Raw genomic sequence first — 22,315 nt, forward strand, 5'->3', positions numbered from 1 at the left:
GTCACGCCGCCTGCCCGGTCTTCTGACGCTCACGGGCAAAGGGGCTTAGTCCGAGCCATTGTTGCATCGAGCTCGCCATCTCGGGACTACCGTCAAGCTCCAGCCGGCCGGACCTCACCTCCGCTCGCACGGTCGCGATGCCCATCCAGATCGCCGTCATGATACGCAAAGCGCAGGTCACGTAGAGATCGACCTCAAAGCCCGGATCGGTCGAACAGACGTCCACATCGCGCCCGTCGATGACAAGCCAGTATCGCTGCCGCGCCGGCGGTTGATCCGGAAAAAGAAACTGCACCGTACAGCGGCTGGGAGGCAGCGGTTCCGGATCAAGATGGCGGCGCATATCCCACATCAAAAGCGACGGATCGAGTTTTTCGAGGGCATGCTGGGTTTCCACCCAATGCTGCCCCCAAAAACCGAGCGTCATCACGACGTCGCGAAGCTCCTCGCCGGCCGGCGTCAGATGGTATTCGATGACACCGTCTGCTGCCTTGCGTGTCTCGATGACACCCGCCTTTGCAAGCTCCTTCAGCCGTTTTGAAAGCAGGGTGGGCGACATGCGCGGCACTCCGCGCCTGAGGTCGTTGAATCTGTGGCTACCACAGAGCAGCTCCCGCAGTATCAGCGGTGTCCAACGGGTGCAGAAGACTTCGGCGGCCATGGCGACGGGACAGAACTGGCCGTAACTCGCGGTCATTTCCGGCATAGGCAACCCCTGCGTGATTGAACTACCCAGAATAGGACCATCGCCCATAAGCGCCAAGTACACTTTTTGTACTAGTCCTTCTCCACTTATCCATGAGGCTTCCGGCGCGCCATACGCGGTACACTTCCTGTACTTGCGGCTTTTCGATGCCCGGCAAACACTCCCTGCATTCTCAACAGGAGGAGGATTGCAACATGACGACAGCAACCGGAACCTTGCCGTTCAGCAAAGTTCATCCCGAGCTCGCCGGCATTGCCCGCTCACTCGGTTCAGTCTTCGCCGGGCGTGCAGCTGCGGCCGACGAAGGCGACACCTTCGTTGCGGACAATTACCGCGACCTACGCCATTCCGGCCTGGTGGAGGCCGGCGTGCCAGCGGACCTCGGTGGCGGGGGCGCGGACATCGCGGAACTTTGTGCCATGATCAAGGAACTCGCCCACCATTGCGGCTCCACCGCGCTTGCCTTTTCCATGCACACCCATCAGGTGGCGATCCCCGCCTGGCGATGGACGCACCAGAAGGCACAGCCTGTTGTGCCGCTCTTGAAGCGGGTCGCAGCGGAACGGATCATTCTGCTTTCGAGCGGCGGATCGGACTGGATCCGCGGATCAGGCAAGGCGGAAAAGGTCGATGGCGGCTATCGGATAACCGCACGCAAGATCTTCACCTCAGGCTCGCCCATCGGCGACCTCCTGATGACAGGTGCCGTTGTGGACGAACCGGATGGACCGAAAGTGATCCATTTCGGCCTGCCGATGAAATCCCCGCATGTCAAAGTGCTCGACACCTGGAAGACGATGGGCATGCGCGGCACAGGCTCCCATGACGTGATGGTCGATGGCCACGTGGTGCCGGAAGAAGCGGTTGCGCTGAAACGCAATCAAGGCGAATGGCATATGCTCTTCCATATCATCTCCATGATCGCTTTCCCGCTGATATATTCGGCCTATCTCGGCGTTGCCGAAAGCGCCCGGAACATCGCCATAGACCTGGCAAAGAAGCGCGAGCCGGACGCGCATGTGATCAGCCTTGCCGGACAGATGGAGACCGAGCTGCGCGCCGCTCAATATGCGCTTGGCAACATGATCGCAGTCGCAGAGCGGGGCGATCCCTCGCCGGTGACGACGAACGAGATCATGATCGGCCGCTCGCTGGTTGCCCGCCACGCAATCGCGGCGACCGAGCTTGCGATGGAAACGGCGGGCGGTGCCGCCTTTTATCGCGACAACGGTCTGGAACGGCGGTTCCGCGATGTCCAAGGTGCGCGTTATCATCCGATGAGGGTGGGAGCACAGCAGGAGTTTTCCGGTCGCACCGCACTCGGTCTCGACATTTCGACGACGTTCTGATGGGACGGCTAGGCTTGCTTCACGAGGCACTATTCAGGAGGCAAGCCCCGCCGGAGGAGCGGGCGCAATGCGCCCGTCCCGACCTTGAATGGAGGCAGTGCCAAGCTCCACTTCGGACGGCTGCTTGAGATCGGTTTGGCTATTCTGGTGAACGAGCTGATGGATGAATTCGAGCTTCGTCACCACCGATGGAGTAAGGATAAATGGATAAAGATCCGGCACGCCCATCGACCGGTGGATGCCGTTGATCGCGAGGCTCAGAGGCACCCAGGCGGCTACAAGCTGCTCGGAACTTTCGGCCTTGTACGGATTGAAAGCCACTTCCGCCGCCAATTCCTGATGCCGCCGCGGCTCGATTGAGATCCCATAGGCCCTTGCCGTCTCCAGCGTATCGACAATGTGAAGATAGTGGGCAAAGGTCTCGGCAAAATCTTCCCAAGGATGACTGCTCGCATAGGTGCTGATGAACCTCTCCTGCCAATCAGGCGGCGGCCCCTCTTCATAGTTGCGCTTAAGCGCCTCCCCGTAATCCGCCGTCTCGTCGCCAAAGACTTCCCGAAACTCGGCTAGCCTAGCGCCGTCGCGCACGAGTTTGTCCCACATATAATGACCGATCTCATGGCGAAAATGGCCAAGCAGGGTCCGATACGGCTCATTCATCGAGACCCGCACCTGTTCCCGGGTGACATCGTCTGCCTCGGCGGCGCGAATGGCGATCAAGCCGTCCTCATGACCGGTCATCGCTGGTACGATCGTGCCATCCTCCCTCACCTCGTCCACGAGAAAGTCGAAGACGAGACCGTTCTCAGGGTCCTCTTGGCGTGTGGTACGCGGCAGGTTCCAGCGCATAAGAGAGTAGAACAGATGCCTTTGCGCCTGACTGATCCGGCGCCACTGATTGAGGCCGACCTCTGTGGATGCATCGGGAACGAGCCGATTGTGCCGGCAGGCCGGGCAAAAGGGGTGCACCTCCTCCGCCGCCACCGTCCAGTTGCAGACATCGATGGCTGCGTTGGCACAGAGCCTAACCTTGCGTTCGGGTCTGGCGACCAGATGCCAAGTTCCGTCCTCATCTTCGGCAAGCGCATGCATCGCCAGCATTTCCGGCACAAAGGCAAGCCTGTGGCCGCAGTTGACGCAGGAGCGGTTGTCGAAATGGATCGGCTGGCCGCAATGGTCGCAGTCGTAGAGGCGCATGGGAGATACCGTGGAAAAGTAGGATGAATAGAGAAAACCTGCTCCGACCGAAGCCGGAACAGGTTCGAATACGCTTGCTGGCGCAATTCGTTTACATGCGGTCTACCACGTTCTTCGCGGCGTCCTTGAGATGGCCCTTGGCCTGCTGGGCATCGCCCTTAGCCTCCTGAGCAGATCCCTTAGCCCGCATTTCATCGTCGTCGGTCATGTCGCCGGCTGCCTGCTTAACCTTGCCAGCCATTTCATTGGCCTTGCCGGCCATTTTGTCACTGGTGCTGCCCATGGATCTTTCTCCTTGTTCGTTTGACGCGTCCAGCGTCTTGCAACAGGAGAACGCCGCGTCAGTGAGCTTCGTTCCGGGGCAGATCCAGATTTCCCGTCAGGCGTGGCCGGCTTCGCTGGACAGCATTTCCGGGCTGACCCCCATCGATGCCAGTGCCCGCTCGTATTTTCCATCAAGCGCTCGGTCGAAGATCAGGTCGTCGTCGGCTGGACAATTGAGCCAGCCGTTGTTGGAGATTTCCAATTCCAACTGGCCGGCTCCCCAACCCGCGTAACCGAGCAGCATGGTAGCTCGCGCCGGTCCGCGACCGTTACAGATCGCGCGAATGATATCCAGCGTGGCGGTAAGCGATATCTCGTCGCTGACGGGGATCGAGGACTCGCTGACAAAATCATCCGTATGCAGGACGAAGCCGCGGCCCGTTTCGACCGGCCCGCCGGACAGAATGGGAAAATCGCGGGTATCGCTCGGCAACATGATCGCTTCAGTCTGGTCCAGAAGTTTCAGGTGAAGCAGAACGTCGGTGAATGAAATCGGCTGCGGCCGGTTGATGATGAAGCCCATCGCGCCGGCCGGCGAATGGGCGCAGACATAAACAACAGCTCGGGCAAAATTGCCGTCTTTCATGCCAGGCATGGCGATCAGGAACTGGCCGTCCAGGAACCCCCGTTCGCTCTTGTCCCTCAGGGTCGAGAAAACCATCATGCCTCCAACCTGCCTGCCGGCCCGGCCTCCGGGCGAGTGAGGCTTCAATCCATCTCTTATCAAGATGGGGCAGTATATCCAATCAATCAACCGAAAATGATCGGCTTTTGGGGGTCTGTGACTGGTCCGGCTCCACGTAATCGATTAAATGCTTGCCGCATGAAGATAATTTCGCTCAGCCATTTTTCCGATCGCGCATCTGCCATACTCGCCGGTCTGTTTGCTGGCGCGGCGGTGGCCTTTGCTACCCCAAGTATCGCTGAGATAACGCCCTGGGCCATCAATGAAGGCGGCCGGATGCGGATCGTCGCCTTGCCGCCCGAGCCGGATGGCATCGTTCGTGGCGTTTTGCAGATCGAGCCCAAATCGGGCTGGATCACCTACTGGAAAGAACCGGGCGAAGCGGGCATTCCGCCGCAGATGGTGTTATCCGAGACCGACGGCGTCAAGCTGAACCATATCTCCTTTCCGGTTCCGAAGCGGATCAACAATGGCAAGCTGCGCGACATCGGCTACGATCAATCGGTGGCGCTGCCCTTCGAACTCAAGGCAGACGCACCCCACAAGCCGCTGACTATCGCAGCTTCGGCTTTCGTCGGTCTCTGCCGCAATATCTGCATTCCTTTCCAAGCGGAATTTTCGCTGGCGCTTGCGCCGACCAAGGGAACGCCGGTCGAGGAAGCGATGATCCTCAATGCGGCAGCCTCGAAGCTGCCGGAAGCTCCCTCGAACGATTTCGCGGTTACCCAATATGTGATGACCCGCGACAGGCTGAGCCTCAAACTGAAACTGCCCGCCGGAACAACCGAACCGCAGGTGATCGTTACCGGTCCCCAGGGGCATGTACTTTTTGAGAGCGTAAACGGGCGGCGGGACGAAGACAGCTATCAACTCGACATGCCGATCGGCAAGCTGCCAAAGGGCTATGACATCAAGGGCAAGCGCTGGGGCATCCTCGTGATTGCCGGCAGCCGGGCCATGGAAACCTCCCTTGCCTTCGAGTAGACCAGCTCCTCACTTGTCTTGTGTCAAGTCGCCATTATAGTGCGCGGCAAATGGCGGGCTGAGGCAGCCCGATCCCAACCGAGGAGAGCTCCCGTGACCATTACCGTCGGCGATAAGCTGCCAGAAGCGACATTCAAGGAAAAGACCGCGGACGGTGCAGTGGAAATCACCACCCAGCAGCTTTTCAAAGGCAAGAAGGTCGTCCTGTTTGCCGTCCCCGGCGCCTTCACGCCCACCTGCTCGCTGAACCATCTCCCAGGGTATATCGAGAACCGCGATGCGATCCTTTCCAAGGGCGTGGATGACATTGCCGTCGTTGCAGTCAACGACTGGCATGTGATGGGCGCGTGGGCGCAGCAGTCCGGCGGCATGGGCAAGATCCACTTTCTTGCCGACTGGGATGGCGCGTTCACCAAATCGCTGGGACTGGAAGCCGACCTCTCCGCCGGAGGTCTCGGCGTGCGGTCCAAGCGCTATTCCATGCTTGTCGAGGATGGCGTGGTAAAGTCGCTCAACCTCGAGGAAACACCCGGCCAGGCGACAGTCTCCGGAGCCGCCGCAATGCTGGAGCAGCTCTGAACCTTTTGAATTGGGCCAGCAAGGGGGCGCCGCGCTTATCGCGCCCCTTCTGCTTTGCCGGCGGGCTCACACGGCGAGATCGAAAACCATCAGGCCCGACAATCCTCCGTCGGTAGATGCGACGATCCGCTCACCGACAGCCACGTGTTCCGGATGGACGAGATAGGCATCCCGCGCCTCAGGGTTTTCGAAGGTTACGACGAAGCCATCGAGAAATCCGCCGTTCAGCCCTTCGGGCGAGACGTTGGGACCGTATTTCAAGTCGAGGATGCCGGGGATGACGTTCTTCAAGTCGGCAATTGCATCATAGATGGCCTGCTTCTCGGCATGCTGGAGCGCCGCCTTGAAGCGAAGGAATACGCAGTGCAGGATCATTGGCCGGCCCTCCCGGATTTTCTTGTTTGCGGCAGAATAGTGGCTAAGGCGGCAAGCGCAACGGGGCTCAGGCGATTTCCAGCAGAAGTGCGCGGTGATCCGATACTTCGGGGTCGGCGACCACGTCGAAATTTTCGACTTTCACATCCGGCGTCACCAGCAGATAGTCCGCGTAACGTCCTTCCTTCGGATACCAGGAGGTGCGCGTATCGGTGAAGCCGCGCGTCGTGACGAGGTCGATGAGACCGAAGCTCCGCAGGATTGCGAAGGTCTCGCTGTCCGGCAGCAGGTTCAGGTCGCCGCAGAGGACGAGCGGTTCGCCGGGCTGCCAGACCTTTTCGATCAATGCGGAGAGAGCCTCAGCTTGCGCCAATCGGGCCGGAGTATCTCCCTTACCGGCGAGATCGCGAAGTCCGTGCATCTGGACGATCGTCACTGCAGAACCCGCATCGTAGCGGAACATGCGGATGCCATGCGCATTTCGCGAGCGCGGATGAGGCCCCCAACCATCGGCAGAGAATTGCGCATGCACGAAGCCGAGCCCTTGGCCGATGATCGGCAACGTGTTGCGGACGAAAGTGCCGAGACCGAATTCCGACGTCACCTCCCGCTCTCCTTCGAAAAGCGTGCCTCGCGCCACCGGCGCGAACATCGTCTCGTGACGAGGCAGGATCGCCTTCACATCCTCATAGAGGTTGGCGCGCTGCGGCAGTTCGAACGTGCCGTCGCGATAGATGAGCCAGTCCGATGCCGCATCCGGCGAACGGGTAACCTCCTGCAGGCAGAGTACGTCCGGATCGGCCTGCTGCAGATACCGCATCAAGGGCTCGTGTACCCGGCCACCCCAGGCATTGAGAGAAATCACCCTGAGCGACACCGATCAGCGCTCCGCCGAAATCATCAGGATCATCGGACGGTCCATTTCCTCTTGAAGATCGGAATTGGCCGCGATCTGGTCTGGTGTCGGGTGCCACTCAAGCAAACGGCGGATGACAAAGCCTTCGTCCATCAAGGTATTTACGGTCGTGCCAAGCGTCCGATGGTACTTAACAACGCCTTTGGCCAGCCAGTCGGTCATGCGCCGACCCTCGACGGAATAGTTGTCCACTGGCCAAAACCGATTGCCGTTCCCGTCCGTTCGCCACCCGGGACTGGAGGAGGCCATATAGATTGGATGCTCTATGGTGAAGACGAACTTGCCGCCCGGCACCAAAGTCCTGTGCACTTGCCGCACCAATCGGCCGAAATCTTCAAGGTAGTGAAAGGCAAGAGAGCTGTAAGCAAGGCCGAACCGTGCTTGCGGCAGTTCGACCTGCTCCAGATCAGCGCGATCATAGCTGATGACAGGATGGGCGTTTTCCGCCGTTGCGCGGGCAATCATGTTTTCGGAAAGATCGAGGCCCAGCACGGCAGCCGCGCCTTCATCCGCCGCAAAACGCGTAAACCAGCCGAAACCGCAGCCGAGATCGATAATCCGCAAGCCTTTCAATGGTGGAAGAAGAGCGCGTATGGCAGGCCATTCGGCGGCTCCGGCAAGACCATGCACCGAGCGGCCGAGCTGGCTGTAACCGGCAAAAAACTCGGACCTATCGTAGATGTTCTGAGCCACGGCCCCCTCCTGGGTCAGTCGCTATCTCTTCTTGAATGGCGCCATGCCGAGGCGGGCGAGTTCATCAGCCCGCTCGTTTTCCGGATGACCCGCATGGCCCTTGATCCAATGAAGGGTTACCTTGTGCTTGCTGCGTGCTTCCTCCAGCTGCTGCCAGAGTTCAGCGTTCTTGACCGGTTTTTTGTCAGCGGTCTTCCAGCCGTTTTTTTTCCAGCCGAAGATCCACTTGGAAATGCCATCCTTCACATAGGCGCTGTCGGTGTAGAGATCGACCTCGCACGGGGTTTTCAAGGCGTTCAGCGCCTGGATCGCCGCCATCAGCTCCATTCGGTTGTTGGTCGTGTCGGCCTCGCCGCCGAACATTTCCTTTTCCGTTTCGCCGTAACGCAGGATGGCGCCCCAACCGCCGGGTCCGGGATTTCCGGAGCACGCGCCGTCGGTGAAAATATCGACATGCTTCATGACAGTGCCGCTTCCGGTGCCAGCCCGTATTCAGCAGCCGAGCCGATCTGCCGGTGGAACCGCAGCTTGCGCAGGTATTCCAGCGGATCCTTTTTCACCACGAGCGCGCCGGCGGGCGTTGTCAGCCAGTCATAAAGCCTGGTCAGGAAGAAGCGCAGGGCGGAGCCGCGTGCCAGAACCGGCAGAGCCGCGATCTCGTCCTTCGACAGCGGACGGACGCTCTGATAACCCTCCAAAAGCGCCTTCCCTTTTGTGAGATTATAGGAATGATCCTTCTCGAAACACCAGGCGTTCAGGCAGATCGAGACGTCGTAGCAAAGCAGGTCGTTGCAGGCGAAATAGAAATCGATCAGACCGGAAAGCTCGTCGCCCAGGAAAAAGACGTTGTCCTGGAAAAGGTCGGCATGGATGACGCCGGCCGGCAGATCCTTCGGCCAATGGCCCGCCAGAAATTCAAGCTCCGAAGAAATCTCATCCTGCAGGCCCGTCTCCACCTCGTCGGCGCGGTCTGCGGATTTCGCCCAAAGGGTCTCCCAGCCTTCGAGCGACAGTGCATTCGGACGCGTCAGCGAAAAGCCAGCCGCCGCGAGATGCATCTGGGCAAGCGCCTTGCCGACTTCACGGCAATGCCTGGCTTCCGGCTTCCTCAGCCACATGCCCTCGAGAAAGGAGATCAGCGCGGCGGGACGGCCTGAGAGTTCGCCGAGCAACTGGCCGTCCCGCCGCGGCAGCGGAAGCGGGCAGGACAGACCACGTGCCGCAAGATGCTGCATCAGCCCCAGGAAAAACGGCAGGTCTGATTTTTCCACGCGCTTCTCATAAAGCGTCAGGATCAACGGATCGCGTGTCGTATGCAGCAGGAAGTTCGAGTTCTCGACGCCCTCGGCAATGCCCTTATAGGAGGTCAATTCACCGACATCATACTCGGTCAGGAAATGTTTCAGGTCGTCTTCGGTGATGTCGGTGTAAACGGCCAAGGGTCCATCCCGCGATGATTCTGCCGCTTCAATGCGGCGCATAGCCTCTTCCTAGCGTCTCACTTCGCCTACCGCTAGACCTCCGGTCGGCCCGAGCGAAAATCGATTCACAGATCTATTCCAGGCCGTTACGCCGGCACGCTTCTCGCGCCGTTCACCCAGGCCATATCCTCGACGGTCAGCGGCACGCCGCGAAGCTCGCGGTTGACAAGGAAGTTTTCCGTTTCCTCTGCGGTGATGGCGAGCTCGATTTTCGCGTCGAAACGCTCCTTGAAGGCTGCAATGATCTCATCGACGATCACTTCCGGAGCCGAGGCGCCGGCGGAAAGCCCGAGCGTGCGGATATCGCCGATCTCGTTCCAGTCCAGTTCGGAGGCCCGCTGCACCAGCAGAGAACGTTGGGCACCGGCACGCAGGGCGACTTCCACCAGACGCTTGGAATTGGAAGAATTCGGCGCTCCGACGACGAGGAAAAGATCGCAGCCGGGTGCGGCCTGTTTTACCGCCTCCTGGCGATTGGTCGTGGCATAACAGATGGAATCGGCGGCCGGTGCCGTGAGGCTTGGAAAGCGCTCCATCAGCCGCGCGATGACGCCCGCCGTGTCGTCGACCGAAAGCGTCGTCTGGGTGACGTAACCGAGGTTTTCGGTGTCGGCCGGTTCATAGCGGTCGGCATCTTCTATCGTCTCGATCAGGGAAACCGTGCCTGGCGGAAGCTGGCCCATCGTGCCGATCACTTCCGGGTGGCCGGCATGGCCAATCAGCACCACATGGCGGCCAAGCCGCTGGTGGCGCATGGCCTGTTTGTGGACCTTCGAAACGAGCGGGCAGGTCGCATCAAGATAGAACAGATTGCGCGCTTGCGCATCCTCCGGCACCGATTTGGGAACCCCATGGGCGGAAAAGACAACCGGCTGCTCCCTATGCTCGACCGGAATCTCTTCCAGTTCCTCGACAAAAACCGCGCCCTTTGCTTCCAGCCCTTCCACAACGTAGCGGTTATGGACGATCTCGTGGCGGACATAGACGGGTGCGCCATAGGCCTTCAGCGCCAGCACGACGATCTGGATGGCGCGGTCGACGCCGGCACAAAAACCGCGCGGGCCGCAGAGGCGGATCGAAAGCGGACTTTTTTTTGCGGGGAGTGAGGATGCCATCAAATCAGGACGCCAGGAATGTCAGCAACAGAGCGATAAGGGCCGGACCGCCCTGAACCAGCAGGATCCGCGGCTTGACCGACCACGCGCCATATATAGCGGCAATGACGACGCACACAAGGAAGAAGAGCTTTAGCTGGAACGCGAAAGCCGGATCCGGATGGAGCAATGACCAGAACAGCCCGGCCGCAAGGAAGCCGTTGTAGAGCCCTTGGTTGGCGGCCAGCACCTTCGTTGCCTGCGCCCGTTCCTCCGACATGCGGAACACCCTTCTTCCCGTCGGACCAGTCCAAAGGAACATCTCCAGGACCAGAAACCCCACATGCAGCAGCGCCGCCAGCGCGACGAAGAGATTTGCCAGCAGACTCATCCCAACCCCCGTTCAACCCGGTTGTAACATAATGCGGTTCAAGCACCGGAGCCAACCGCCTCAAGCATGCTTGCGCCGAAACCACATCCCGATCACGACCGCAACAAGCGCTGCAGCCAAGCCGTACCACGTCACCGCGTATTGCAGGTGGCTGTTCGGCAGGTCGAATTGCGTCACCCCACCTTTCGGCCAGCCGCCTGGATTGGCGACCGATGCATCGGCATCCACGAAGAACGGTACGGCCTTGGACGGGTCGAGGCCCGCAGTTGCGACCATGGCGTCGAGATCCTTCCAGTAGAAGATGTTCTTCGCGGTGTCGTTGTCCGGAACGATGGCTGACGGCTTTACGGGAAGTCGGCTGCGGGCATAACCCGTGACCGTCTGCTCCCCCGTCACCTCTCCGGCCGGTCGCGTTGCCGGTTCCTTCATCTCATAGGGCACGAAACCGCGATTGACGAAAAGGATGCGGCCATCGGTCAGCGTCATCGGCGTATAGACGTAGAAGCCGGTGCGGCCTTGGAATGTCGCGAAGAAATGCCGCTCCTTCCGGTGATCGAAGGTACCGGTTACCGAGATGCGGCGATATTCAATATCGCCGCCAGACCTCATGAGCGTCTCGATCTCGGAGAGTGCCACGGGTGACGCAGCCCGGCGCGCGGCGATATCGGCAAGCAGCCCCTCTTTCCATTGCAGCCGTCCCACCTGCCAGGTGCCGAGCGAGAGAAGCGTGGCGAGTGCTAGAAGAACGATGACGGCGCTGCCAATTCTCCAGCCGCGACTGCGCCGCGTAGGGGTAGGCGTGATCTCGGAAGAAGCCTTCATCGCCATGGAATTCCGATCCTTAAAAACAGAAGGGCGGCTTTCGCCGCCCTTACCAAGCCTATGTCCCGAGGATCAACCGTGGGAAAGCGGTGCGCCCCAGCCGCCCCAGATGTAGATCGAGAAGAACAGAAACAGCCAGACGACGTCGACGAAATGCCAATACCAGGCAGCAGCCTCGAAGCCGAAATGCTTCTGGGGTGTAAAGCCGCCGCGCATGGCGCGGACCAGGCAGACCAGCAGGAAGATCGTGCCGATCAGAACGTGGAAGCCATGGAAGCCGGTCGCCATGAAGAAGGTCGCGCCGTAGATCGAGTTGGAGAACGCGAACGGAGCGTGCATGTATTCGTAGGCCTGGACGAAGGAAAACAGGATGCCGAGCGCGACTGTCAGCGACAGGCCTGAGATAAGGCCCTTGCGATCATTGTGCAGCAGCGCATGGTGCGCCCAGGTCACGCAGGTCCCCGACAAGAGCAGGATGATCGTGTTGTAGAGCGGCAGGTGCCAGGGATCGAGAACCTCGATGCCCTTCGGCGGCCACTGGCCGCCCACGGCCTCGACGCGGCTCGCCTGGATAGCTTCGTTGGCAAACAGGCTGGCATCGAAAAAGGCCCAGAACCAGGCAACGAAGAACATCACTTCGGAGGCGATGAACATGATCATGCCGTAGCGCAGATGCAGCGACACGACGCGCGTATGGGCGCCCTCGCGGCCTTCCTTGATGGTGTCCGACCACCAGCCGATCATCGTGTAGACGACGATGGCGAGGCCGATGAAGAAGAGCCAGGGCGTCGCGAAATTCAGGCCGAAAAGCTTGAACTCGCCGCCATGCAGATAGCGCATGTAACCTACGCCGCCAAAGGTCAGGACGAAGGCGCCGAGCGAAGCCAGAATAGGCCACGGGCTCGGATCGATAATGTGGTAGTCGTGCTGTTTCTGATGCGCATCGGCCATGTCAGAATCCCCGGATGAATGCCTGCTTCGCCGAAACCGGCGAACCCTCTTAAAGTTTCTTGTCCACTGTCTTGCCGCCTTCCGGCAGAGCCGCGACCGGTTTGCCGGGCGCACTCGGATAGAAGGTGTAGGACAGTGTGATCGTCTTGATATTCTTGGTCTCTTCCGCCTTGGCAATCTCCGGATCGACGAAGAATACCACAGGCATCGTGACCGACTGGCCGGGCTGCAGCGTCTGCTCGGTGAAGCAGAAGCACTCGACCTTGTTGAAGTAGGCGCCAGCTTCCATCGGCGTGACATTGAAGACGGCGGTGCCGGTCGTCGCACTCGAGGAGCGATTGGTCGCCGTATATTCGATCTGCAGCGTCTCGCCGATCTTTGGATCCACCGCCTTGGCGGGCTTGAAGTCCCAGTTGAGGCCGGGCGAGATATTGGCGTCGAAGGTGACCTTGATCGTCTTGTCCAAGACCTTGTCGGAATACTGCTCGACCCGTTGCGTCGTGCCGTTGTAGCCTGTCACCTGGCAGAACAAGCGGTAAAGCGGCACCGACGCATAGGCCATGCCGACCATGCCGGCGACGAAAACGGCGCAGCCGGCGAAGATCGCGCCGTTGCTTACCCGTTTTGCCTGTGCATTCCGACCGGCTTCCGTCATCGCCCGCTCCTAGTTCCCAAGCCCGCCGATTTTGACCAGCGTGATGATGTAGAAGAGAATGACAAGACCGGCCAGCAGCACACCAAGCGCGATGTTGCGGTTGCGGCGTGACTTCTTCTGCGCCTCATTGAGCTTGACGGTCTCGATCACAGCAGGCCTCCAAGGATGGTGGGCAGCCCTTCGAACATCCGATCGGCCAACAGGGCCGAAAAGATAGCGAAAAGATAGAGGATCGAATAGGCGAACATCTTCTTCGCCGGGATCATCTTCTGGTCGCCGTCCGGCATCCGCCAGACGGCGATGGAACAGTAGACGAAAACCGCGCCGAGCAGCGATGAGAAGATGCCGTAACCGAAGCCGGCGAGGCCCGTAAAGGTCGGCGCAACGGCGATCGCTGCGGTCAACGCTGCGTAGACGACGATCTGTGTCTTCGTGGAAGCTTCTCCCGCCACATTCGGCATCATCGGTATGCCGACCGCGCCGTAGTCGCGCATCTTGAACAGAGCCAGCGCCCAGAAATGCGCCGGCGTCCACAGGAAGATGATGAGGAACAGAAGGATGCTGTCGAGCGACACGCCCCCGGTGACACAGGCCCAGCCGATCATCGGCGGGAAAGCGCCCGAGGCGCCGCCGATGACGATGTTCTGCGGCGTCGAACGCTTCAGCCACATCGTGTAGACGACGGCGTAAAAGAAAATGGTGAAGGCGAGCAGGCTGGCGGCAAACCAGTTGACCGCAAGCCCCAGGATGGCGACGGAAAAGACCGACATCGTCAGCCCGAATGCGAGAGCCTCCTGAGGCAGGACGCGGCCCGCCGGGATCGGTCGCTTCGCTGTGCGTGTCATGACGGCGTCGATGTCGGCGTCATACCACATGTTCAACGCACCCGAGGCGCCGGCACCGACAGCTATGCAGAGAATTGCGATCACGCCGAGCACGGGATTGATGTGGCCGGGCGCGAGGATCAGACCGGCAAATGCCGTGAACACCACGAGCGACATGACCCGCGGCTTCATGAGTTCGAAGAAATCGCGCGCACCCGCTTCCGAGAGGCGAACGCCTCCATCGGAGCCGAGAACATCGTGATTGCTCATAACCGTCATTGAACCGTCCTGCTTAACATCTCAGGGCATCGCGGGTGCCGCGATGCCCCATCTCATTCCTTGGCCGCTCAGCGAATGCGTGGCAGCTGCTCCCACTGGTGGTAGGGCGGCGGCGAGGAAAGCTGCCATTCGAGCGTGCTCGCGCCTTCACCCCAGGGATTGTCGCCGGCAACGCGCTTCTTGGCGAAAGCTTCCCAGACGCCGAAGAGGAAGATGATCACGCCGGCGAAGGAGATGTAGGAGCCGATCGAGGACACGTAGTTCCAGCCGGCAAAAGCATCCGGATAATCGATATAGCGACGCGGCATGCCGGCGAGACCCAGGAAGTGCTGCGGGAAGAATACCAGGTTCACGCCGATGAACATGACCCAGAAATGCAGCTTGCCGATGAACTCGTTGTACATGTAGCCGAACATCTTCGGGAACCAGTAATACCACGCCGCGAAGATCGCGAAAACGGCGCCGAGCGACAGAACGTAGTGGAAGTGAGCCACGACGTAATAAGTGTCATGCAGCGAGCGGTCGAGACCGGCATTGGCAAGCTGGACGCCGGTGACGCCACCGACGGTGAACAGGAAGATGAAGCCGATCGCCCAGACCATCGGCGTCGTGAAGGTGAGAGATCCACCCCACATCGTGGCGATCCAGGAGAAGATCTTGATGCCGGTCGGAATTGCGATGACCATTGTTGCGAAGACGAAGTAACGCTGCGCATCGAGCGACAGGCCGACCGTATACATGTGGTGGGCCCAGACGATGAAGCCGACGGCGCCGATCGCGACCATGGCATAGGCCATGCCGAGGTAACCGAAGACCGGCTTCCTGGAGAAGGTCGATACGATGTGGCTGACGATGCCGAAGCCGGGCAGGATCAGAATGTAGACTTCCGGGTGACCGAAGAACCAGAAGAGGTGCTGGTAGAGGATCGGATCACCGCCGCCTTCCGGCGCAAAGAAGGTCGTGCCGAAGTTGCGATCGGTCAGAAGCATGGTGATGCCACCTGCCAGAACCGGCAGAGAAAGCAGTAGCAGGAAAGCAGTGATCAAAACGGCCCAGGCAAAGAGCGGCATCTTGTGCAGCGTCATGCCGGGAGCGCGCATATTAAGAATGGTGGTGATGAAGTTGATCGCACCGAGGATCGAAGAGGCGCCGGCGACATGCAGCGAGAAGATCGCAAGATCGACGGCAGGACCCGGGTGACCCATGGTCGCGAGCGGCGGATAAAGCGTCCAGCCACCGCCAACGCCGAACGCGCCGGCAGGACCTTCGACGAACATCGACAGAACCAGCAGGAGGAAGGCCGGGACGATCAACCAGAAGGAAATGTTGTTCAGGCGCGGAAAGGCCATATCCGGCGCACCGATCATGATCGGCACCATCCAGTTGGCGAAACCGCCGATCATGGCCGGCATGACCATGAAGAAGATCATGATCAGCGCGTGGCCGGTGGTGAACACGTTGAACATGTGCTTGCCGCCGTCGATGGCCGCGTCACCCTGGAAACCATAGACCATGGAAGCCAGACCATGGAAGATCTGGATCCCGGGCTCCTGCAGCTCCATGCGCATGGCGACGGAGAGAAGACCGCCGACGATGCCTGCCATGATCGCAAAGATCAGGTAGAGCGTGCCGATGTCCTTATGGTTGGTCGAAAACAGCCAACGCTGAGCGAAAGTCGGCGTGTGCGAATGATCGTGATGATGGTCGTGACCATGCGCATCGTGAGAGGTGCGGGTATGGGCGTGATCGTCGTGAGCGGAATGTCCAGCCATTATCCTCACTCCTCTAATTACTTGGATAGGTTTTCGGCGACGGCAAAATTGCCGACCGGCTTGTCGACCGCAGCGACGAGCGCCTTGTAGGCGCCCGGCAGGTCCGAAGCCGCCTGCGCAAGCCAGGCCTGGTATTTGTCTTCCGAGACGACGCGGATGGCGATCGGCATATAGGCGTGATCCTTGCCGCAAAGCTCGGAGCACTGACCGTAATAGAGGCCTTCGCGCTCGGCCTTGAACCAGGTTTCGTTGAGGCGACCGGGCACCGCATCGATCTTCAGGCCGAAAGCCGGCATCGCAAAGGCGTGAATGACATCCGACGGAGCAGCCGTCACGAGCATACGGACGGTCTTGTTGACGGGGACGACCATTTCGTTATCGACCGCCAGCAGGCGCGGATAGGCGCCGATATCGGTCTTGCCGGCAGCTTCGCGGTCCTGTTCCTTCAGCATGAAGCTGTCGAAGGCGACAGGAGCCTGCCCGCCTTCATATTCGTAATTCCACTGCCACTGCGTTGCAGTCGCCTTCACCGTCATGTCCGACTGCGGAATCTGCAGCTGGGCATTCAGGAGATTGAAGGAGGGAATGGCGAGGAAAAACAGAATGAGAACAGGGCCAAGCGTCCAGATGATTTCGATCATCGTGTTGTGGCTGGTGCGCGACGGCACCGGATTGGCGCTCGCGCGGAACTTCACGACCACGATGACAAGGAGCACCAGGACCAGAAGTGTGACCGGCACGATGAACCAGAGCGTATAATGCTCGAACCACCGGATCTGGTGCATGATCGGCGTGGCGGGCGCCTGAAGGTCAAGCTGCCAGGGACGCGGCTGATCCGCAAAACCGGCAGAAGCAAAGAGCAGACAGATGAGCGCCGTCATCACTGCAAAAGCTCTGTTCATCACTAATTTCTCCCCATGCGTTTGATCCAGAACAAACCCAACGCAGAATCCAAGCTATATGGTGTGCTTCAATCACAGTTTGCCTGCCGCCGCAATATCTGGCAGGAAAAGCCCATGCGGCATTTTTGCGCCTCGCGGGGAGCGCTGAATCATGTCACGATTGCAGGCTCGTGCGACTGAAACTCCCCCATCGAACGGCGATCGAGCCGGCCTCCCGCCCCTTTTTTATGCATCATAGCTTATATTCCGCGCAACGCCGCAGATTAATGAAGCTGTGAATCAATATGGGGAGGGCATCGCACGCGGAGTCCCATTTTCGCCGTACTCCACTGGAAAGAGGGCGGGGCTTTTCATTTGGTTCGGCCAGCGACAAGAATAGCCGCACTGATTCGTCTTACCGAGGTTTCCATGGGCCGTCCCTCCCTGATCCGCGCCAGTTTTGCAGCAATGCTCGCGACGGCCGTATCTCTTCCGGCATTCGCGCAGCAGCAACCTGGCCCGCGCCCGACGCCCCAACCAAGCCAAGGCACGACCTCGCCAGCGGCTCCCCAGCCCCCCGGACCGGCCCAGTCGGTGCCGGGAGTTCAGCCGCAACCGGCCCAGAAGCCGCAGCCGCCCGGCAATGTCCGCGAAAATCACGGCGCCTGGTCGATCATCTGCGACAGGCCGGCGGGCGCTTCTGCCGAACAATGTGCGCTGATGCAGAACGTGATTGCCGAAGACCGGCCGGAAGTGGGACTGTCGGTCGTCGTCCTGAAAACCGCCGACCGCAAGGCGAAGATCCTGCGCATCCTCGCGCCGCTCGGTGTTCTCCTGAAGGACGGCATGGAGCTCTACGTCGATAACAACAATATCGGCCGCGCTTATTTCACCCGCTGCTTCTCCGAAGGCTGTTATGTGGAGGTGGAGATCGACGACGAGCTGATGCGCATCCTTCGTGCCGGCAAAAACGCCGTCTTTGCACTGCGCGAATCGGCCGACCAGGATCGCGTCGGCATTCCGATCGAGCTTTCCGGCTTCGCTCCGGGTTACGACGCCCTCCCCTGACACTTGCCTCCGGCGTCCCGGGGACCTACATCGGACCGAACAAAGTTCGGGCCCGACCCGGCGAAGGAGCCTGCCATGAATACCGATCTTCTCAACCTTTTCGACTGCGACGAGGTCAAGTTGCGTTCGATCCTGTCCGAGACGCTGGCCGGGGCCGACGACGGCGAGTTGTTCGTGGAGCATGCCCAGGCGGAATCGCTGACCTTCGACAACGGACGGCTGAAGGGCGGCTCCTTTAATACAGATCAAGGATTCGGGCTGCGCGCGGTGGCCGGCGAAGCGGTCGGTTATGCGCATGCGGGGGAGCTTTCCGCCGCAGCACTATCGCGCGCCGCCGATGCCGTGCGGGCCGTCACGGCCGGCTATTCCGGCTCCTATGCGGCCGCTCCGCAGCGCACCAACAAGAAATATTACGGAGACGAAAACCCGATCGGATCCCCGAGCTTCGAGGAAAAGGTCAAGCTCTTGACCGACATCGACGCCTACCTGCGCAACAAGGACGATAAGGTCCGACAGGTGACGGCCACCGTTTCGGCAAGCTGGCAGGTGGTCGATATCCTGCGTGCCGACGGCCACCGGGTGCAGGACATCCGGCCGATGACCCGCATCAACATCTCCGTCGTCGTCGGCGAAGGCGACCGGCAGGAATCAGGTTCCTTCGGCACCGGCGGCCGCATCGGGTTCGGTGATTTCGTAACGGAAGGCAATTGGCAGACCGGCGCCGACGAGGCGCTTCGCCAGGCGCTGGTCAACCTGGCCGCCATCGACGCGCCGGCCGGTACCATGGACGTCGTACTCGGCTCAGGCTGGCCGGGCGTGATGCTGCATGAAGCCGTCGGTCACGGGCTCGAGGGTGATTTCAACCGCAAAAAGACATCCGCCTTTGCCGGACTTCTGGGAGAAATGGTTGCAGCTCCGGGTGTTACGGTTGTCGACGACGGCACGATCGACAACCGCCGCGGCTCGATCACCATCGACGATGAAGGCACGCCGTCCAGCTACAATGTGCTCATCGAGAACGGCAAACTGGTCGGCTACATGCAGGACCGGCAGAATGCTCGGCTGATGGGCGTTCAGCCGACCGGCAACGGTCGCCGTCAAGGTTATGCCTATACCCCGATGCCGCGCATGACCAATACCTACATGCTCGGCGGCGACAAGAGCCCGGACGAGATCATCGCCTCGGTCAAGAAGGGCATTTATGCCGTTTCCTTCGGCGGCGGCCAGGTCGACATCACCTCCGGCAAGTTCGTGTTCGGTTGCACGGAAGCCTACATGATCGAAAACGGCAAGATCGGACCTGCCATCAAGGGCGCCATGCTAATCGGCAACGGTCCCGACGCGATGCGAAGGGTGACCATGGTCGGCAACGACATGAAGCTCGACACCGGCATCGGCAATTGCGGCAAGGGCGGCCAATGGGTGCCGGTCGGCGTCGGCCAGCCGCATCTGAGAATGGACCAGATCACCGTCGGTGGCACCAAGGCTTGAATCTACATCGCTTCAATGCGCTGATTCCCGAGCTCTCCGTCAGTGATTGGCGGAAAAGCCGAGATTTCTACTGTGACTTGATCGGTTTTTCGGTCGTCTACGATCGGCGGGAAGAAGGTTTCGCCTTCTTGGCGCTCGGGGAGGCGCAACTGATGATCGACCAGATTGGCCTTGGCCGCGATTTTGACCTTCCCGAAGCTCCACGCGAACATCCGTTCGGGCGAGGCATCAACCTCCAGATCGAAGTGCCGGCGCTCCGACCGGTTCTCGTCCGGCTCGCTGCGGCGAATATCCCACTCTATTTGGCGCCGGAAGAGAAATGGTATCGCCGGGACGATAAGGAAGTCGGTAATCGACAGTTCATCGTCGCCGATCCCGATGGTTACCTTCTACGATTCTTCGAGGATCTTGGCGAGCGGCCGCTCAATGGGCATCCGGCCTAAAAAGCCACTTCCGTTCGATCGCCGCAGCGAGATCGATCTGATTCTTGCGGGCGAAAAGCAGGACATGACCCAAAAGATCAGCGGTTTCGTCCGCCAGGTCGCGGCTTAACTCTTCTCTGCTCCGTCCCTTCGTGCGCCCACGGCCGGTCAATCGGTTCCAGGCCTGGGTCAGTTCGCCCATCTCCTCCTGAAGCTTCAGGAGGAACCAATCGGAATCGCGCTTGATGGCATGGGTTTCGGCATAGCCGGCAGAGGCGGCTTCGAACTGACCGGCGAGTTTGTCCAGCATGACGTTCTCCATTTGTACCGATAAGTGACACTGATTCTACCTTCAGGTCCAGGCCATTGCTTGACACCCGGGCGCCAATTCCGGCAGGTGCGGCCATCGTTCAAATCCCTGTCACGGCCTCCCCATGGAATCTCGAGATCTGTTTGCCGCCTTTCTGGAATCATGGCTTCCGGGTCATTCGTCTTGTCAACTCGCCTTTGTTTTCCTGGCGGCGATGGTCGCGGGGCTGGCGCGCGGTTTTTCCGGCTTCGGCGGGGCCCTGATTTTCGTGCCGCTGGCCGGCGCGGCGATGGGGCCGAAGATCGCCTCCGGACTGCTCCTCGTGATCGACGGCATCATGACGCTCGGCATGGTGCCGGACAGCTGGCGGCGGGCCAACCGGCGAGAAGTGGCAACCATGCTTGCAGGTGCCGTGGTAGGCGTGCCGACAGGCACAGCCTTGCTTGCCCTTCTACCTTCTGTCACGCTGCGCTGGATCATCTCGATCGTCGTGCTCTGCCTGCTGGCCTTCCTGATCTCCGGTTGGCGCTACCATGGTCGGCCGAAGACCTACCTGACAATCGGAGTGGGAGGCCTCGCCGGCCTTTTCGGCGGCGCAGCGCAGATGTCGGGACCGCCGGTCGTCGCCTATTGGCTCGGCGGCGCAATTCCCCCGACAATCGTGCGGGCCAACCTTGTCCTCTATTTCGCGCTCTCGACCATCATCTCGGCCACATCCTATTTGATCGGCGGGATTCTCACTGTCGAGGTGCTTCTGATCGCACTTTTCGCCGGTCCCGGTTACGGCCTCGGTCTGTTTATGGGCTCCAGGCTTTTCGGCATCGCCAGCGAAGCGACGTTCCGGCGGATATGCTTCGTCCTGATTGCGACCGCCGCCCTCATCGGCCTTCCGCTCTTCGACACCTTGCGCCCCTGACGGGATTCTTGCCTGCCTTTCTTCAGCAAGGTTTAACCCGGAACACAGTAGGGTCACGCTTTCAGAAGTGACGTGAGCGTGATCACCGTGCGGAATACGAGGGAGAGGCTGAAGGCGCTCTGGCGCCGGGACGTCAAGCGGCGCCTTGTGGCCGGAGGCCTCGACATGGCCGCTGCCCTTGCGCGGGCCGGAATGTTTCCCAATGCACGGGGCCGCGGCGCCATCTTCACCCTCCATCATGTCCGGCCGAAAAAAAACCGCCCGCTCCAACCGAGCGGCCATCTGGAAGTGACCCCCGATTTCCTCAGCGAGGCTATCGAAAGGCTCTCGGCGGAAGGTTATGAATTCATACCGCTCGCGGACGTGCCGGGCCGCCTTACCGCGCCGGCGAAGCAACCCTTTGCGGCCTTCACACTCGATGACGGCTACAAGAACAACGCTGAATATGCCCTTCCCGTCTTTGCCCGCCACGGTGTGCCGTTCACCGTCTTCGTCACGCGAGGCTTTGCGGAACGTACGCATTCCATGTGGTGGGAAACGCTTGCCGAACTGCTGGGCAGGGAGCGGGAAGTCACATTCGATTTCGGGGAAGGAGCGGAGGCGATGGACCTTACCTCCGAAGCGCGCAAATTCGATGCCTTCGATCGCTTTTCAGCTTATGTCGCTGGTGTCGACGAGGCGGCGGCCGTTGCGAGGATCGATGCGCTGGCGAGGAAACATGGCATCGATCCGCTGGAGATCACCAGCGACTTGACGATGGAGCCCAAGGAATTACGCTTGCTTGGCGCGCATCCGCTGGCGTCGCTTGGAGCACATACGATCAGCCACCGGGCAGTCGGCCGCCTTTCCCCGCAGGATGCTCGCGACGAAATGCGGCAATCGGCGGACTATGTGGAGCAACTGACCGGCAGGCGGCCCGACACGATCGCTTATCCCTACGGCACACGGCATGCCGTTTCCGAGCGCGATCACCTGATTGCAAGCGAACTGGGCTTCTCGGTTGCGGTGACCACACAGCCCGGCACGCTGTGCGATAAAAGCAGGCATCGCCTCACGGGGCTACCGCGCATTTCGCTCAACGGCTATTATCAGGAGCCGCGCTACGTTTCCGCGCTGGCTTCGGGAATCCCGTTCGCCTTGGCACGCTGAC

Annotated in this window: 27 protein-coding genes; 8 read left to right on the forward strand and 19 right to left on the reverse strand. The window is 60.3% G+C overall.

Going from position 1 to position 22,315, the window contains the following annotated elements:
- Position 1: 1 nt before the first annotated feature.
- Complete coding sequence (locus C5L12_RS16935; protein ID WP_105373228.1) at positions 2 to 706, reverse strand: winged helix-turn-helix transcriptional regulator; 705 nt, start codon at positions 704 to 706, stop codon at positions 2 to 4.
- A 194-nt stretch (positions 707 to 900) separates the two neighbouring features.
- On the opposite strand from C5L12_RS16935, the gene C5L12_RS16940 reads away from it, so the two are divergent.
- Positions 901 to 2,055: an acyl-CoA dehydrogenase family protein gene (locus C5L12_RS16940; protein ID WP_105373229.1), complete on the forward strand. Its 1,155-nt coding sequence runs from the start codon at positions 901 to 903 to the stop codon at positions 2,053 to 2,055.
- A 33-nt stretch (positions 2,056 to 2,088) separates the two neighbouring features.
- Here C5L12_RS16940 and C5L12_RS16945 read toward each other — a convergent pair whose 3' ends face one another.
- The 3 genes from C5L12_RS16945 to C5L12_RS16955 all read right to left on the reverse strand — a co-directional run bounded on the left by C5L12_RS16945 (position 2,089) and on the right by C5L12_RS16955 (position 4,237).
- A complete protein-coding gene (locus C5L12_RS16945) occupies positions 2,089 to 3,252 on the reverse strand; it encodes a zinc-binding metallopeptidase family protein (protein ID WP_105373230.1) in 1,164 nt (387 codons plus the stop codon).
- A 91-nt stretch (positions 3,253 to 3,343) separates the two neighbouring features.
- On the reverse strand, positions 3,344 to 3,535 hold the full coding sequence (locus C5L12_RS16950; RefSeq protein ID WP_105373231.1) for a CsbD family protein: 192 nt from the start codon (positions 3,533 to 3,535) through the stop codon (positions 3,344 to 3,346).
- Between the two features lie 96 nt (positions 3,536 to 3,631).
- Positions 3,632 to 4,237: a YqgE/AlgH family protein gene (locus C5L12_RS16955; RefSeq protein ID WP_105373232.1), complete on the reverse strand. Its 606-nt coding sequence runs from the start codon at positions 4,235 to 4,237 to the stop codon at positions 3,632 to 3,634.
- A 162-nt stretch (positions 4,238 to 4,399) separates the two neighbouring features.
- Here C5L12_RS16955 and C5L12_RS16960 point away from each other — a divergent pair, with 162 nt between their 5' ends.
- Together C5L12_RS16960 and C5L12_RS16965 are read left to right on the forward strand one after the other, a co-directional pair.
- Positions 4,400 to 5,245 carry a protein-disulfide reductase DsbD domain-containing protein gene (locus C5L12_RS16960; protein WP_105373233.1) on the forward strand — a complete coding sequence of 282 codons (846 nt, stop codon included), beginning with the start codon at positions 4,400 to 4,402 and terminating at the stop codon, positions 5,243 to 5,245.
- A 93-nt stretch (positions 5,246 to 5,338) separates the two neighbouring features.
- Entirely contained in the window at positions 5,339 to 5,824 is a 486-nt protein-coding gene (locus C5L12_RS16965) for a peroxiredoxin (protein WP_105373234.1), read from the forward strand.
- 66 nt (positions 5,825 to 5,890) lie between these two features.
- Here the strand turns inward: C5L12_RS16965 and C5L12_RS16970 are convergent, their stop codons facing one another.
- From C5L12_RS16970 to coxB, 14 genes are all read right to left on the reverse strand, one after another.
- A complete protein-coding gene (locus C5L12_RS16970) occupies positions 5,891 to 6,199 on the reverse strand; it encodes a Dabb family protein (RefSeq protein WP_105373235.1) in 309 nt (102 codons plus the stop codon).
- A 67-nt stretch (positions 6,200 to 6,266) separates the two neighbouring features.
- Positions 6,267 to 7,076 carry an endonuclease/exonuclease/phosphatase family protein gene (locus tag C5L12_RS16975; RefSeq protein WP_105373236.1) on the reverse strand — a complete coding sequence of 270 codons (810 nt, stop codon included), beginning with the start codon at positions 7,074 to 7,076 and terminating at the stop codon, positions 6,267 to 6,269.
- A gap of 3 nt (positions 7,077 to 7,079) precedes the next feature.
- Positions 7,080 to 7,808, reverse strand: a complete 729-nt coding sequence (locus tag C5L12_RS16980; protein WP_105373237.1) for a class I SAM-dependent methyltransferase — start codon at positions 7,806 to 7,808, stop codon at positions 7,080 to 7,082.
- Between the two features lie 21 nt (positions 7,809 to 7,829).
- Positions 7,830 to 8,270 (reverse strand): ribonuclease HI, encoded by a 441-nt coding sequence (gene rnhA, locus C5L12_RS16985; RefSeq protein ID WP_105373238.1) that lies wholly within the window; start codon positions 8,268 to 8,270, stop codon positions 7,830 to 7,832.
- Positions 8,267 to 9,247 (reverse strand): homoserine kinase, encoded by a 981-nt coding sequence (locus tag C5L12_RS16990; protein ID WP_105373305.1) that lies wholly within the window; start codon positions 9,245 to 9,247, stop codon positions 8,267 to 8,269. The genes rnhA and C5L12_RS16990 overlap by 4 nt, the downstream gene beginning before the upstream one ends.
- A gap of 128 nt (positions 9,248 to 9,375) precedes the next feature.
- Positions 9,376 to 10,404 (reverse strand): 4-hydroxy-3-methylbut-2-enyl diphosphate reductase, encoded by a 1,029-nt coding sequence (gene ispH / locus C5L12_RS16995; protein WP_105373239.1) that lies wholly within the window; start codon positions 10,402 to 10,404, stop codon positions 9,376 to 9,378.
- 4 nt (positions 10,405 to 10,408) lie between these two features.
- Positions 10,409 to 10,774 carry a DUF1304 domain-containing protein gene (locus C5L12_RS17000; RefSeq protein ID WP_105373240.1) on the reverse strand — a complete coding sequence of 122 codons (366 nt, stop codon included), beginning with the start codon at positions 10,772 to 10,774 and terminating at the stop codon, positions 10,409 to 10,411.
- Positions 10,775 to 10,834: 60 nt separating this feature from the next.
- Positions 10,835 to 11,602 (reverse strand): SURF1 family protein, encoded by a 768-nt coding sequence (locus tag C5L12_RS17005; protein WP_105373241.1) that lies wholly within the window; start codon positions 11,600 to 11,602, stop codon positions 10,835 to 10,837.
- A 66-nt stretch (positions 11,603 to 11,668) separates the two neighbouring features.
- The gene (locus C5L12_RS17010; protein ID WP_105373242.1) at positions 11,669 to 12,547 is read right to left on the reverse strand and encodes a cytochrome c oxidase subunit 3; all 879 of its coding nucleotides are present in this window, start codon (positions 12,545 to 12,547) and stop codon (positions 11,669 to 11,671) included.
- Between the two features lie 49 nt (positions 12,548 to 12,596).
- Positions 12,597 to 13,202, reverse strand: coding sequence for a cytochrome c oxidase assembly protein (locus C5L12_RS17015; protein WP_105373243.1), 606 nt, complete (start codon positions 13,200 to 13,202; stop codon positions 12,597 to 12,599).
- 9 nt (positions 13,203 to 13,211) lie between these two features.
- Positions 13,212 to 13,352, reverse strand: coding sequence for a hypothetical protein (locus C5L12_RS17020; protein ID WP_162712486.1), 141 nt, complete (start codon positions 13,350 to 13,352; stop codon positions 13,212 to 13,214).
- Positions 13,349 to 14,305 (reverse strand): heme o synthase, encoded by a 957-nt coding sequence (cyoE, locus tag C5L12_RS17025; RefSeq protein WP_105373244.1) that lies wholly within the window; start codon positions 14,303 to 14,305, stop codon positions 13,349 to 13,351. The genes C5L12_RS17020 and cyoE overlap by 4 nt, the downstream gene beginning before the upstream one ends.
- 68 nt (positions 14,306 to 14,373) lie before the next feature.
- Positions 14,374 to 16,077, reverse strand: a complete 1,704-nt coding sequence (gene ctaD / locus C5L12_RS17030; protein WP_105373245.1) for a cytochrome c oxidase subunit I — start codon at positions 16,075 to 16,077, stop codon at positions 14,374 to 14,376.
- A 17-nt stretch (positions 16,078 to 16,094) separates the two neighbouring features.
- The gene (gene coxB, locus C5L12_RS17035; protein WP_105373246.1) at positions 16,095 to 16,979 is read right to left on the reverse strand and encodes a cytochrome c oxidase subunit II; all 885 of its coding nucleotides are present in this window, start codon (positions 16,977 to 16,979) and stop codon (positions 16,095 to 16,097) included.
- A 408-nt stretch (positions 16,980 to 17,387) separates the two neighbouring features.
- Here coxB and C5L12_RS17040 point away from each other — a divergent pair, with 408 nt between their 5' ends.
- From C5L12_RS17040 to C5L12_RS17050, 3 genes are all read left to right on the forward strand, one after another.
- A complete protein-coding gene (locus tag C5L12_RS17040; protein WP_245422951.1) occupies positions 17,388 to 18,026 on the forward strand; it encodes an invasion associated locus B family protein in 639 nt (212 codons plus the stop codon).
- Positions 18,027 to 18,101: 75 nt separating this feature from the next.
- The gene (tldD, locus tag C5L12_RS17045; RefSeq protein WP_105373247.1) at positions 18,102 to 19,517 is read left to right on the forward strand and encodes a metalloprotease TldD; all 1,416 of its coding nucleotides are present in this window, start codon (positions 18,102 to 18,104) and stop codon (positions 19,515 to 19,517) included.
- Positions 19,514 to 19,960: a bleomycin resistance protein gene (locus C5L12_RS17050; RefSeq protein WP_105373248.1), complete on the forward strand. Its 447-nt coding sequence runs from the start codon at positions 19,514 to 19,516 to the stop codon at positions 19,958 to 19,960. The genes tldD and C5L12_RS17050 overlap by 4 nt, the downstream gene beginning before the upstream one ends.
- Here C5L12_RS17050 and C5L12_RS17055 read toward each other — a convergent pair.
- A complete protein-coding gene (locus tag C5L12_RS17055) occupies positions 19,941 to 20,249 on the reverse strand; it encodes a nucleoside triphosphate pyrophosphohydrolase family protein (RefSeq protein ID WP_105373249.1) in 309 nt (102 codons plus the stop codon). The genes C5L12_RS17050 and C5L12_RS17055 overlap by 20 nt on opposite strands.
- A gap of 124 nt (positions 20,250 to 20,373) precedes the next feature.
- On the opposite strand from C5L12_RS17055, the gene C5L12_RS17060 reads away from it, so the two are divergent.
- The gene (locus tag C5L12_RS17060; protein ID WP_105373250.1) at positions 20,374 to 21,165 is read left to right on the forward strand and encodes a sulfite exporter TauE/SafE family protein; all 792 of its coding nucleotides are present in this window, start codon (positions 20,374 to 20,376) and stop codon (positions 21,163 to 21,165) included.
- A 72-nt stretch (positions 21,166 to 21,237) separates the two neighbouring features.
- Positions 21,238 to 22,314 carry a polysaccharide deacetylase family protein gene (locus C5L12_RS17065; RefSeq protein ID WP_105373251.1) on the forward strand — a complete coding sequence of 359 codons (1,077 nt, stop codon included), beginning with the start codon at positions 21,238 to 21,240 and terminating at the stop codon, positions 22,312 to 22,314.
- The last annotated feature ends 1 nt before the right edge of the window (position 22,315 follow it).

Source organism: Neorhizobium huautlense (assembly GCF_002968575.1).
GTDB lineage: Bacteria > Pseudomonadota > Alphaproteobacteria > Rhizobiales > Rhizobiaceae > Neorhizobium > Neorhizobium huautlense.